Genomic DNA, 12,530 nt, shown 5'->3' with positions numbered 1-12,530 from the left:
TGCAGTCCGCACGGCGGGCGTTTTTCATGGGCGTCTACCATCGGGCGGGTCTGCTCCCGTGCGTCCCGTGCTGCCCATCCTCTATTCCTTCCGCCGTTGCCCCTTCGCCATGCGGGCGCGCTTCGCCTTGCTGGCCGCGGGCATCCGCTGCGAACTGCGCGAAGTGGTGCTGCGCGACAAGCCGACCGCCCTGCGGGAGGCATCGCCCAAGGCGACCGTGCCGGTGCTGGTCGAGGTCGACGGATCGGTGATCGACGAGAGCCTGCAGATCATGCGCTGGGCGCTGGCGCAGCAGGATCCCCTGCGCTGGCTTGCACCCGCCAGCGGCACGCTCGACGACATGCTGGCGCTCGTTGCACAGTGCGATGGCGCCTTCAAGCACCATCTCGACCGCTACAAGTATCCGAACCGCTTCGACGGCGCCGACCCGCTGCACCACCGCAGCGAGGCGGGCGGTTTCCTCGATGGGCTCGAAGCGCGGCTGCAGGCGTCGGCGCATCTCTTCGGTCCGGCGCCTGCGCTGGCCGACATGGCCATCGCGCCCTTCGTGCGGCAGTTTGCACAGGTCGACCCCAGCGGGTGGGGCATTGCGGCCTGGCCGGCGCTCGGTGCCTGGCTCGGCGCCCTGAGCGCCGCGCCCCTCTGGGCGCGGGCGATGCCGAAACTCGCGCCGTGGCGGCCGGGCGACCCGGTCCTCGTCTTTCCCGACGACACCTGAGGGCACTGCCTCGCGGCCCGGGTCAGCGCCGCTGCGTGCTGCCGGCCTGCCGCCACCAGGCGCGCGCCCAGACGACCAGCGGAATCACGGCCAGGGCGGCGCAGAGCAGCCAGTAGCGCTGGCCGTTCTCGACATAGGGCTGGAGGGCATGACCGATGCGGATCGTCTGCGGGCCGCCGACGCCGCGCAGCAGCACCTCGGTCACCGCCTCCAGCATCATCTGCACGCCGAGCACGAACAGGAGCACGGCCGTGAGCCGGAACACGAACCGCGTTCGGCGGCTGGTCGCCAGCACCTGCCAGGCGGCCGCGATCAGCGCGCTGGCGAGCAGGCCGAGTGCCGCCCCCCAGGCCACGTCGTGCACGCTGGTGCCGGCGGCGACGAAGCGGATCAGCAGGGCCGCTTCCAGCGCTTCGCGCAGCGCGCTGAAGGCGACGACCACCATCACCGGGACGGCGGCCGCGCGCTGCGCGAACCAGGCGTCGAACTGGGACTGCGCATGGTGGTCGATGCCGGCCATGGAGGCCATGGTGCCGCAGGACAGCAAGGCCACCGACAGCCCGAAGCCGCAGGTCAGGGCGATGTCGAGCCATTCGTTCATCCCGGAGGGCGGCAGCGTCGCCATGACGGCCGCCGCACCCGCCAGGCCGACGAGCACGCCGGCGACGATCCACGGGTCGAGCCCTGGCCGTTCGGCCTGTCGCGCCCATTCACGCAGGGCGAGGACGATCAGCAGCAGTTCGATGGCCTCCCGGCTGACGATCAAAAAGGCCTGGAACATGGCGGCGTGTCGGGCGTGTGCGGTGAGGGAGCACGCGATTCTGCCCGCAGCTCGCGCCCGCGGCCGGTGCCGCTCGCCGCCTACGGCGTCTACGGCGTCTACGGCGTCGGCTCGGGAAGGCTGGCACCGCAGTGGGCGCAGACCTTTGCCGGCGCGGCGTCCCCGACCTGCTCCTCCACGGCGACGTACACGCCGCGCGGCCGGCCCTCGTGCGGGACCCACTCGCGCTGCACCATCCCGGCCGCCTCCAGCACCTTGAGCGCGCGGTACAGCGTCGACAGCGGCACGTCGTGGCCCTGGTCGAGCAGCGCCTTGTAGATCGCATGGACGTCGGCGCCGGCGCCCTGCAGGGCGCGTAGTGTGAGCAACACCGCCGCATGGTGCTGGCCGATGCGCCGACTGCTCGCGGCCGGCACCCGCTCGCGCATGCGAACGATGAGGTCGCCGAGCTCGGCGAAGTCGAGCGGCGGCCTCGGCCGAGGCGCATCGCCGGCGGGCGGGAGTGCCGCCGTGCGGGGAGGGCCCGAGGCCGGCGAGGCCAGGGGCGTGGAGGGCGGGTGTCGAGGCATCGAGCGGCTTCGTTTGTCGAGACGTGGAGAAGGACGCAATGCGTTGAAAGTAGGATGACAGCGTACTACTTTGCAAAGTGCCAAAGTGGCCGGGTTTTCGTCCTAGAGATCGCCGAAGATGTGGCGAAAAGTAGACGACCAAGTGCTACTTTCATGGCGAAAACCCTATACTCCGCTCCGAAATTCACACCGGCAAGCCAAGTGCGCATCTGCGCGTAGCCAGCCTTCCACCCGCCGCGGCGCCAGCGCGCCCGCGTTCTCATGGAGGCCAACTTGGCTCGAACCTCTCGCCGCCTGCGCGCGGCCATCGCTCCTGTTTCTTCTTCGCCCGCGACGCGTTCGCTGGATGCGCGAGCATTTCCGCTCGGTGCCCTGATGCTCGCGGCGTCCGTCAGCAGCTGGGCGCAGACGCCGGCGGTGACCGGCAGTGCGGCCACGGGCGGGACGCTCGGGACGGTGACCGTGACCGGCGAGGCCGAGGGTCAGGCGCAGGGCAAGGACCGCATCCAGACCAAGAAGACCAGCATCGGCAAGGGTGTGCAGGACATCCGCGACGTGCCGCAATCGATCACGGTCGTGACCGAGAAGCTGATCGACGACGTGAAGCTCGACACGCTGAAGGACGCGCTGCACTACACCGCCGGCATCACCTTCGCCGCGACCGAGAACGGCACCGACCAGGACATCCGCCTGCGCGGCTTCCCGATCGCCAGCACCGGCGACCTGATGATCGACGGCATGCGCGACCCGTCGCAGTACGACCGCGACACCTTCAATCTCGACCGCATCGAGGTGATGCGCGGCTCGGCCTCCATGCTCTTCGGCCGCGGCTCGACCGGCGGTGTGGTCAACCAGGTCAGCAAGAAGCCGCTGCTGGCCGACCAGACCGACGTGGTTGGCACCCTGGGCAGCGACGGCTACTTCCGCACCACCGCCGACTTCAACATCCGCACCGGCGAGACCTCGGCGCTGCGCATCAACGCGATGTACAACCGGGCCGACAACGGCGGCGCGGACATCGACAAGAACGGCATCGCGCCCACCTACAGCTGGGGCCTGGGCACCGCCGACGAGTTCACCGTCGGCGCCTTCCATCTGAAGAACAACAACGTGCCGATGTCGGCCGTGCGCTATGTCAACGGCAGCCTGGCACCGGTCAAGCCGGGCAAGTACTACGGCACCTCGGCGGACTTCGCCGATGGCGAGGCGAACTATGTGCACGGTGCCTGGAAGCATGCCTTCGCCAATGGCGGCGAGCTGCGCACGCAGGTGCGCAGCGGCGTGTTCGACCGGGCGCAGTGGAGCACGGCGGTCGGCGCCTGCGGCGCGCGTCCGACGGCGACCGGCACCTGCCCGCCAGGCACGCGGGCCGTCACCTCGCTCGACCCGTCGACCTTCCTCACGCGCAGCGGCCTCACGCCGCGCAAGGACCGCTACAAGGCCACCTATGCCCAAAGCGACTACAGCCAGGCCTTCAACGCGCTCGGCATGAAGCACGAGCTGCTGACCGGCATCGACGCCTCGAAGGAAGAGGCGAACCGCTTCCAGAACAACGGCAGCACCCTCGGCACCCGGCCGTTCACCCGCGTCGGCACGCCCGATGACGGCGCCGGCCTGACGGGCACCGGCCTGTCGCCGCAATGGCGCAACTCGAGCAACTACGACGCCAAGGCCTATGGCGTCTACCTGCAGGATCTGGTGCAGGTCGCACCGCAGTGGAAGCTGCTCGGCGGCGTCCGCTACGACCATTTCTCGGGCGACTTCGAGAACCTGACCTACCGCACCGGCGTGACCAACACGCCGTCGACCATCACCAGCACGCACCTGTCGAACTCGCCGTGGAGCTACCGTGGCGGCGTGCTGTTCCAGCCGACCGACACGCAGTCCTACCACCTGTCGTACGGCACCTCGTTCAATACCTCGGCCGACACCTACCAGTACGTCACGCCGCAGAACGCCAACACGCCGCCGGAGAAGAGCCGCAACCTCGAGCTCGGCGCGAAGCTCGACTGGCTGGGCGGTGCGCTGTCGACCCGCGGCGCGATCTTCCGCACCGAAAAATACGACGAGCGCACCACCGATGCCGACTTCGCCGGCTCGGCCTACACGCTGTCCGGCAAGCGGCACACCGCGGGCGTCGAGCTCGACGTGGTCGGCCGCCTCGGCCCGCAGTGGGAGATCTATGCCTCCTACACCTGGGTGCCGGTCGCCAAGATCGACCAGGCCGGCAGCGCCGCCGCGGCGCAGGCATCGGTCGGGCAGCGCGTGGGCCTGACGCCCAAGCAGTCGGGTGCCGTCTGGATCAGCTACCAGGCCACCTCGAAGATGCGTGTGGCGCTGGGCGCGCACGGTGCGACCGAGAACCGGCCGCTGAACGGCGGCACCGGTGCCGCCTCCCCGACTGCCCGCGTGCCGGGCTACGTGGTGGCCGACGCGATGTTCGAGTACAAGTTCACCCCCGATGTGTACGCGCAGATCAACGTGAACAACCTGAGCAACAAGGCCTACGGCGATCAGCTGTACCCGGGCTTCACCATCCTCGGCACCAAGCGCCAGGTGCTCGGCACCATCGGCGTTCGCTTCTGATCGGGCTATCCTCCAGCCATGCTGCTGCACATCCGTCAGGTGCTCACCCCCGAGGAGCTGCGCGAGGCCCGGAAGGTTCTGGCCGACGCCCCCTGGGACGACGGCCGAATCACCGCGGGCAGCCAGTCGGCCGAGGCCAAGAACAACGAGCAGCTGCGCGAGGACTGCGACGAGACCCGTGCGCTGCAGCAACTGCTGCTGCGCGGGCTCGAACGGCACCAGGTCTTCTTCTCGGCCGCCCTGCCCAAGCAGATTTCGCCGCCGCTCTTCAACCGCTATGGCGGGGCGGCCAACGCCTTCGGCAACCATGTCGACAGTTCCGTGCGCTTCTTGCGCAACGGCGCGGGCCGGGTGCGCACCGACATCTCGTGCACGCTCTTCCTGGCCGAGCCGTCCGAGTACGACGGCGGCGAACTCGTGATCGAGGACACCTATGGCGAACAGCGGGTGAAGCTCGCCGCGGGTGACATGGTGCTGTACCCCGGCACCAGCGTGCACCGGGTCACGCCGGTCACCCGCGGCTTTCGTCTGGCGAGCTATTTCTGGATCCAGAGCATGGTCCGCAGCGACGAGCAGCGCCGGCTGCTGTTCGACATGGACAACCACCTGCGCCATCTGCGCAGCCACTACGGCGAGACCGATGCCGGGGTGATCGGTCTCACCAGCACGTACCACAACCTGCTGCGCATGTGGCTCGACGTCTGAGCAATGCGCTGCCTTTCTGCACCGAGGTTTCCCCCATGACCCTGACCATTTTTTCGAAGCTGCGCGTTGCCGGCGCGCTGTCGCTCCTGGTGTTCGCCGGCTTGGCCGGTGCGCAGATCGTCAACCACGACGCCGTGCGCTGTGAGGCGGTGGCCAAGGAGGAGATGAAGCCGCAGATGGAACTGCAGCGCAAGCTCACGGCCGAGGGCTGGAAGGTGCGGCAGGTCAAGAACTTCAACGGCTGCTACGAGGTCTACGGCTTCGACGCCGGCGGCCGTCGCGTCGAGGCCTTCTTCCATCCCAAGACCTTCGCCAAGGTCGGCGAGGTGAAGCAGCCCGAGTGACCATGCGGGACGCCCCGGCGCAGCGCTCGACCCGGCATGAACCCGTGCGCGTCTGGGACCCGCTGCAGCGCCTTGTCCACTGGAGCCTCGCGGCTGCCGTGGGCGTGTCGTGGTGGGCCGGCGAGGCGCGGCTGTCGTTGCACCTCTGGGCTGGCTACACCACCTTGGCCTTGGTCGTGGTGCGCGTCGCCTGGGGTTGGGCCGGCAGCGCCCATGCGCGCTTCGCGAGTTTCGTCCGCGGTCCTCGCGCGGTGCAGGCCTATGCCGGCCGCCTGCTGCGCGGGCAGGCGCCGCGCTTGCTCGGCCACAACCCGCTCGGCGGCTGGATGGTGCTGGCGCTGCTCGGCTGCCTGGCGGTCGTGTGCGTCTCCGGCATCCTCTACACGACCGATCGCTTCTGGGGCCTGGCCTGGCTCGAACACACGCACCGGATCTCTGCATGGACCCTGGTGGCGCTCATCGCGCTGCACCTGTGCGGCGTGGCCTTCATGAGCTGGCGCCATCGCGAGAACCTCGTCGGCGCGATGTGGAGCGGCAGGAAACGGCCCGAGCGGCCTCCGCCTGGCGGCTAAGATCGGCCGCCAAGCGAGAGGTAATTCGTGGCGATGACCGATGAACAGATCATGTCCCTGGTCGACCGCGCCGTCGACGGGTTCCAGGGCGAGTTGAACGATCTCGAAAGCGCGATCGGCATGCTGCTGATCGGCCGCCACTACGGCTGGCGCGTGATCCTGCTGATCCACAGCCCGGCGACGGTGCGCAAGTACACCAAGCTGCTCGGCCTGAAGAACCTGCGCGAGGCGCTGCCTGAAGTCGGCGTGCTCGCGCACCGGTCCAATGCCTGGCGCCTGCTCGACGACGGCAAGAACTTCTGGAAGGTCGTGCGCGGGCAGATCGCCGGCATCCGCAGCGCCAAGTCGGAAACGCCGCCGCCCTAACCGGTGCCGCGCCGGCGCCGCATCAGCCGCTCCAGCGCTTCGAAGGCCAGTTCGCTCAGCAGCGCCAGGGCCGCCGCCGGCAGTGCGCCGGCCAGCAGCAATTGCCGATCGTTCAGCGCCAGGCCCGTCACGATGCGTTCGCCGAAGCCGCCGGCGCCGATGAAGGCCGCGATGGTGGCGGTGCCGATCGCGATGGTGGTGGCGGTGCGCACGCCCGCGATCAGCGTCGGCGCTGCCAGCGGCAGCAGCACCAGCTGCATGCCCTGCGCCGGCGTCATGCCAAGCGCCGTGCCGGCCTGGCGCAGGCCCTGCGGCACCTCCGCCAGCCCGGTCACCGTGTTGCGCATGATCGGCAGCAGCGCATAGAGCGTCAGCGCCATCAGTGCGGGCGCCGTGCCGATGCGTCCCAGCCACGAGATCAGCACCGCCAGCAGCGCGAGCGAGGGCACGGTCTGCATCAGGCCCGCGAGGCCGAGCACGAGGGTGCGTGCGCGCGCATGCGCCGACACCCCCACCGCCAGCGGCACGCCCAGCACGATGGCCAGGCCGACCGAGATCGCCACCAGCAGCAGGTGCTGGCGCGCCAGCCGGCCGAGGTCGTCACCCAGCAGCTTGGCCATGAAGCCGCGCGGGCCGGTCGACGCCGGGCCACCGGCCAGGAAATCGCGCGCGATGGTGTCGAAGGCCGCGCCCTGCAGCTCGGCGCGCGCATTCATGGCGATCATCGCGCGTTCGTCGATGCGGCCCTGCAGCGCCTGCAGCGCGGCCCAGGCGGCGGGCAGCCGCGTCGGCAGGTCGAGCCGGTACAGCAGCAGCGCGTCGTAGCGCGGGAAGTAGCCGCGGTCGTCCTTCAGCACACGCAGGCCGAGGTGGTCGATCTTCGCGTCGGTGGTGTAGATGTCGATCACGTCGATCTGCCTCGCGGCGATGGCGTCGTAGGCCAGGCCGTGGTCGAGGCCGGTCGGCTTCTGCGCGAAGCCATAGCGCGCGGCCAGGCCTTGCCAGCCGTCGGCGCGGCCGATGAATTCATTCGACAGGCCCAGCTGCAGTTCGGGGTGGCGCGCGAGGTCACCGAGGGTGGCGATCTGCAGCCGATCGGCATCGGCGGCCCGCATCGCCAGCGCATAGCCGTCGTTGAAGCCCAGTGGCACCGCCACACCCAGGCCCAGCGGCGCCAGGCGCGCATTCATCTCCTCGCGTGTCATCGAGGCGTCGCCCTTCAGGATCTCGAGGGCGATGGTGCCGGTGTATTCGGCATACACGTCGATCGCGCCCGAGCGCAGGGCTTCGTACACGATGGCGGTGTTGCCCAGCCCCTGGCGCAGCACCGGCGCAGTCGGCAGCTGCGGTGCCGCGGCCTGGGCCAGCAGCTCGGCCAGGATGTACGACTCGGTGAAGCGCTTGGAACCGATGCGCAATGCATCGGCCTGCGCCGAAGCACTGGCCGCGTTCATCAGCAGCAAGGCGAGCAGCAGCGCGGTGCGCCAGGCGCGCAGGAACGAAGGCGGCATCGGCATCGGGCCAGTGTATCGGTCAGGCCGCATTCCTACAGCCGCTCGTGCGCCGCGCCGATGCGGCGGCGCGGCGCGGCAGGCGACAGTCGTCGTACGGTCTTGAAGTCCCCGTGGGACCCCGCGGCCTCACCCCTTTCCCGTCTCACTTCGAAAGCGTTCATGGCCCCCAAGCCCGTGCCGTCTTATCTTGCCGATGCCCATGGCGCCCGCGAACTCCCGTCCGTCACCGTCGACGGCTACAGCCTTCAACTGCGCGACAAGGCCGGCTTCGCCGGCGACGCCGCCAGCCAGACCGCCTTTCGCCAACTGCTTGATCAATGGCGTCGCCGCCGTCGGCAGAATGGCAAGGACGACCCGTTCGGTGCCGTGCCTTCGAAGAACCTGAGCAAGCGCGAGATGGACCGCCTGCTCGCCCGCAAGCGGGCCTCCGAAGGCGCGGACCTGCTGCACGGCGTGATCGAGGAATTCGCCGAAGAACTGGCGCATGTGGTGCGCCGCTTCCTGCGCGAGCCCTCGTGGGACAAGGTGCAGCGCATCGTCATCGGTGGGGGCTTCCCGGAGAGCGACGTCGGCGAGCGGACCATCCTGCAGGCGGCCATGGTCCTGCAGCACATGAAGATCAAGGTGCCGATCGCGCGACTGTCGCACGAGGTCGACGATGGCGGCCTGATCGGCTGGGTGCACCTGGTGCCGCCCGAGATGCTGGCCGCGCACGATGCGATCCTCGCGGTCGACATCGGCGGCACCAATCTGCGCTGCGGCATCGTGAAGACGCGCCGCAAGAAGGCCGAGGACCTGTCGATGGCGAAGGTGGTCAAGCGCATGAAGTGGCGCCACGCCGACGACAAGCCCAGCCGCCGCGGGCTGCTCGACCGGCTGTCGCAGATGCTGCAAGGGCTCATCGACGAGTGCGCGGCGAAGGAGATCCGCCTGGCGCCCTTCGTCGGCATCGCCTGCCCGGGCCGCATCCGCGACGACGGCTCGATCGCCCGCGGCACGCAGAACCTGCCGGGCGATTGGGAAAGCGACACCTTCCATCTGCCCAGCGAGCTGTCCAAGAAGCTGCCGACCATCGGCGGCGCGCCGACCACCGTGCGCCTGCACAACGATGCGGTGGTGCAGGGGCTGAGCGAGCTGCCCTTCATGCGCGACGTGAACCACTGGGCGGTGCTCACCATCGGCACCGGCCTGGGCAACGCGAGCTACACCAGCAAGCCGGTGTCTTCCGCCAAGCCCGCCAAGCCCGCCAAGCGCAAACGGGGCTGACGACCGGGGCGCACCTAGAGCTGGAAGGCGATGGTGAGCAGCAGCCCTTCGGCCAGGTCGCGCAGCAGGCCGGGCCGGCGCGCGCGATAGGCGCTGCCGGCCGATGCGGTGGTCTCGATCCACTGCGCCAGCCAGTCGATCGGCCCGGCGCCGTAGAAGACGACCGCCGCTTCGTGGTTCAGCAGCAGGCTGCGCAGGTCGAGGTTGATCGAACCGCACATCGCCAGTTGCTCGTCGACCACCACCGCTTTCGCATGGGCCATGAAGGGCAGCAGCCGGAAGGTCACGCCAGCAGCGGCCAGGTCCCGCATGGCGCGTGCGCGCACGAAGTCGGCCAGGCGGTGGTTGGACTGCGCAGGGATGGCGATGGTGACCTGCACACCGCGTCGCGCCGCCAGCCGCAGCGCGTTGCGCAGCCCGTCGTCGGGCACGAAGTAGGGCGTGATCGCGAGGATGCGGTGCTCGGCGCGGAAGCAGGCATCGATCAACAGTGCGTGCGCCGTGTCCTCGGTCTGGTCGGGACCGCTCGGCAGGAACTGCGCCAGCGAACCGTCCTCGGCCGTGTCGTGCGCCGTCGCGATCTCGCGCGCCGCATCGCCGCGCACCGAGGCCCAGTCGTGCTCGAACTGCCGCGCCGCGGCCTCTGCGACGCGGCCGGCCAGGTCGTAGGACAGGTCGCGCCAGGGCACGGGATGCGCCGCGTTGCCGGTGAAGTACTCGCCCGCGAGATTGCGGCCACCGGACCAGAGCCACCGGTCGTCCGCGATGACGAACTTCCGGTGGTTGCGCAGATTGCGCGGCCCGCTGCGCCGCAGGCCGAAGAAGGGCCGGAACACCGCCACCTGGCCACCGGCCGCGCACAGCGCGTCGAAGTGGTGCCGCGGCAGCGTAAGGGCGCCGAAGCCGTCGAGCAGCACCCGCACCCGGACGCCCTCGGCCGCACGTCTCGCCAGCCGCGCCACCACCTCGTGGCCCAGCGGGTCGTCGCCGATGATGAAAGTGCAGACGTCCAGGCGCGTGCGGGCCGCGTCGATCACCTGCCACAGCGCATCGCGCGCGGCCGCGCCGTCGGCGTGGAAGCGCGGCGTACACCGGCCCGGCGGCGGCAGGCCGAAGCTCTCGATCAGCTCGGCCGCCCAGTGGCCGGCCGGCAGCGTGCGCGGCGGGCGCGGCAGGCCGACCGGCCGCAGCTTGCGCTGCCCGAACAGCAGGTAGATCGGCAGCGCGAGATAGGGCAGCAGCAGCAGGCCCATCACCCAGGCGATGGCGGTGGTCGGCGCCCGCTGCGCGCGCCGCGCACGCGTGGTCAGCACGTACACCAGCAGGCCGAAGACCACGGCCAGGAGATGCTGCGAGGGCGAAGGCAGCCAGTCGAGCCAGTCGTCGATGTGGCTCACGCGGCGAGGTGCGATTGGAGGAAGAGCGGGACCGGCCGGTGCTGCGAGGCGAGGAACTTCATCATCGGCCCGACCACCGCCCGCACGGCCGGGCGTTGCCCGACGCGTTCTCGCCAAGCCACGAGCCGCGGCGTGGCGTCGGTCATGCCGGCGCCCTTGCGGTCTGCGAACACGTGGGCCATGTACAGCGCGATGTCGGCATAGGAGTAGTCGCCGGCCAGATGATCGTGGTCGCCCAGCAGCGCATCCATGGCCTCGTAGTGACGGGCACAGGCCGCACAGGCTTGCACGGCGGGCGCGCTGTGCATCGCATCCTGCAGGCCGAACAGCCGGACGACGTTCGGAAAGAACACCTCGTCGGACAGGTGCTCGAGCCGGCGCGCCTGCGCGCGGGCCGCCGCGCCGGCCGGCCAGAGGGCGGGCTGCGGCCGCAGGTCTTCCAGGTACTCGAAGATCTGGGTCGAGTCGAAGATCTCGACCGCGCCATCGATCAGCACCGGCACCTGCTGCTTGGGGTTGATGCGCAGCACGTCGGGGTGGCGCGGCTGGTAACGGTCGTCCTTGTCGAAGGGCACCATCACGCGCTCGAACACCAGGCCCTTCTCGAGCGCTGCGATCTCGGCCTTGGCGCCGAACATGCTGAGGGGACCGGTGAACAGTTGCATGGGGTCTTCTCCTGCCCCGTGTTTTACCAGCGTGGGCCGCCGCCCACTGCGAAGCCCGGCTACTCCGGCTGGATCCCGGCGGCCTTGATGATGCGGCCCCACCGGTCCAGCTCGGCCAGCTGGAACTTCGCCAGCTGCTCGGGCGGGGCGTAGGCGGCCTCCTGCCCGGTCTTTTCGATCGCCTGGCGCACCGACGGCGTCGCAAGGGCATCGCGCACCAGTTCGCTCAGGCGCTGCACGACGGGTGCCGGCGTGCCGGCCGGCGCATACAGCGCGTTCCAGTAACCGAATTCGTAGCCCGGCAGCGATGCGGCGATGGTCGGCACGCCTGGGAACAGCGGAGACGGTGTGCTGCTGCTGATGCCCAGAGCGCGCAGCTTGCCGGCCTGCACCTGCGGCAGGCTGGTGGTCAGGTCGACGATCATCAGGTCAATCTGGCCGCCCACCAGGTCCAGCACCGCCGGCGGATTGGCCTTGTAGGGCACGTAGGTGAACTTGGTGCCGGTGGCCTGCTGGAACAGCTCGGTCGCGACCTGCGCCGACGAACTGCCCGAACCGTAGTTGAGCTTGCCGGGTGCGCTCTTGGCGAGGGCCACCAGCTCGGCCACGTTGTTGGCCTTGACCTGGGGGTTGACCACCAGGGCCAGATAGCCGCGGGCCAGCAGCGCCACCGGCGCGAAATCCTTGATGGGGTCGTAGCTCAGCTTCTTGAGCAGGTGCGGGTTGGCCGACTGCGTGGTGTTCGTCGTCATGAACAGCGTGTAGCCGTCGGGCTGCGCATTGGCCGTGTACTGCGCCGCGATGCTGCCGAAGGCGCCGGCACGGCTGTCGACCACCACCGCCTGGCCGGTCGCCTGGGTCAGCGCCGCGCCGATCGCACGGGCCAGGCCGTCGGTGGCACTGCCGGGCGTGGAGCCGATGACGATGGTGATGGGCTTGGCCGGAAAGGGCTGGGCCTGGGCGGCGGCGCCCAGGGGCAGCAGGGCGGCAAGCAGAAGAAGGGAACGACGCATGGGCATGGGGATGTCTCTGATGGTTATGAAGGAA

General features: G+C 69.8%; 13 protein-coding genes. 7 read left to right on the top strand and 6 right to left on the bottom strand.

Going from position 1 to position 12,530, the window contains the following annotated elements; translation table 11 throughout:
• Positions 1-58: 58 nt before the first annotated feature.
• Positions 59-718, top strand: a complete 660-nt coding sequence (locus ACSFBE_RS10225; RefSeq protein WP_435490262.1) for a glutathione S-transferase — start codon at positions 59-61, stop codon at positions 716-718.
• A 22-nt stretch (positions 719-740) separates the two neighbouring features.
• On the opposite strand, the gene ACSFBE_RS10220 is transcribed toward ACSFBE_RS10225, so the two are convergent.
• Positions 741-1,499, bottom strand: a complete 759-nt coding sequence (locus tag ACSFBE_RS10220; RefSeq protein WP_435490261.1) for a hypothetical protein — start codon at positions 1,497-1,499, stop codon at positions 741-743.
• A gap of 98 nt (positions 1,500-1,597) precedes the next feature.
• Entirely contained in the window at positions 1,598-2,068 is a 471-nt protein-coding gene (locus ACSFBE_RS10215) for a transcriptional repressor (protein ID WP_435490260.1), read from the bottom strand.
• 273 nt (positions 2,069-2,341) lie between these two features.
• Here ACSFBE_RS10215 and ACSFBE_RS10210 point away from each other — a divergent pair, with 273 nt between their 5' ends.
• Genes ACSFBE_RS10210 through ACSFBE_RS10190 form a run of 5 tightly spaced genes read left to right on the top strand, consistent with a single transcriptional unit; the run spans position 2,342 to position 6,641 of the window.
• Positions 2,342-4,654 carry a TonB-dependent receptor gene (locus tag ACSFBE_RS10210; protein WP_435490259.1) on the top strand — a complete coding sequence of 771 codons (2,313 nt, stop codon included), beginning with the start codon at positions 2,342-2,344 and terminating at the stop codon, positions 4,652-4,654.
• 18 nt (positions 4,655-4,672) lie between these two features.
• Positions 4,673-5,359 (top strand): Fe2+-dependent dioxygenase, encoded by a 687-nt coding sequence (locus ACSFBE_RS10205; protein ID WP_435490258.1) that lies wholly within the window; start codon positions 4,673-4,675, stop codon positions 5,357-5,359.
• Between the two features lie 35 nt (positions 5,360-5,394).
• On the top strand, positions 5,395-5,703 hold the full coding sequence (locus ACSFBE_RS10200) for a PepSY domain-containing protein (protein WP_435490257.1): 309 nt from the start codon (positions 5,395-5,397) through the stop codon (positions 5,701-5,703).
• Between the two features lie 2 nt (positions 5,704-5,705).
• The gene (locus ACSFBE_RS10195; RefSeq protein ID WP_435490256.1) at positions 5,706-6,275 is read left to right on the top strand and encodes a cytochrome b/b6 domain-containing protein; all 570 of its coding nucleotides are present in this window, start codon (positions 5,706-5,708) and stop codon (positions 6,273-6,275) included.
• A gap of 33 nt (positions 6,276-6,308) precedes the next feature.
• Positions 6,309-6,641, top strand: a complete 333-nt coding sequence (locus ACSFBE_RS10190; protein ID WP_435490389.1) for a hypothetical protein — start codon at positions 6,309-6,311, stop codon at positions 6,639-6,641.
• On the opposite strand, the gene ACSFBE_RS10185 is transcribed toward ACSFBE_RS10190, so the two are convergent.
• Positions 6,638-8,158, bottom strand: coding sequence for a glycine betaine ABC transporter substrate-binding protein (locus ACSFBE_RS10185; protein WP_435490255.1), 1,521 nt, complete (start codon positions 8,156-8,158; stop codon positions 6,638-6,640). The two genes, ACSFBE_RS10190 and ACSFBE_RS10185, sit on opposite strands and share 4 nt — an antisense overlap.
• 156 nt (positions 8,159-8,314) lie before the next feature.
• Between ACSFBE_RS10185 and ACSFBE_RS10180 the strand changes: the two genes are divergently transcribed.
• Positions 8,315-9,421, top strand: coding sequence for an ROK family protein (locus tag ACSFBE_RS10180; protein ID WP_435490254.1), 1,107 nt, complete (start codon positions 8,315-8,317; stop codon positions 9,419-9,421).
• 14 nt (positions 9,422-9,435) lie between these two features.
• Here the strand turns inward: ACSFBE_RS10180 and ACSFBE_RS10175 are convergent, their stop codons facing one another.
• The 3 genes from ACSFBE_RS10175 to ACSFBE_RS10165 are packed head-to-tail and all read right to left on the bottom strand — an operon-like array spanning position 9,436 to position 12,502.
• Complete coding sequence (locus tag ACSFBE_RS10175; RefSeq protein ID WP_435490253.1) at positions 9,436-10,818, bottom strand: phospholipase D-like domain-containing protein; 1,383 nt, start codon at positions 10,816-10,818, stop codon at positions 9,436-9,438.
• Entirely contained in the window at positions 10,815-11,483 is a 669-nt protein-coding gene (locus ACSFBE_RS10170; RefSeq protein WP_435490252.1) for a glutathione S-transferase family protein, read from the bottom strand. Before ACSFBE_RS10170 ends, ACSFBE_RS10175 begins: the two co-directional genes overlap by 4 nt.
• Positions 11,484-11,542: 59 nt before the next feature.
• The gene (locus tag ACSFBE_RS10165; protein WP_435490251.1) at positions 11,543-12,502 is read right to left on the bottom strand and encodes a Bug family tripartite tricarboxylate transporter substrate binding protein; all 960 of its coding nucleotides are present in this window, start codon (positions 12,500-12,502) and stop codon (positions 11,543-11,545) included.
• Between the last annotated feature and the right edge of the window lie 28 nt (positions 12,503-12,530).

Origin of the sequence: Variovorax sucrosi (assembly GCF_051216635.1) — a bacterium.
Classification (GTDB): Bacteria; Pseudomonadota; Gammaproteobacteria; order Burkholderiales; family Burkholderiaceae_C; genus Variovorax.
This window is presented reverse-complemented; position numbering and strand designations above follow the sequence as displayed.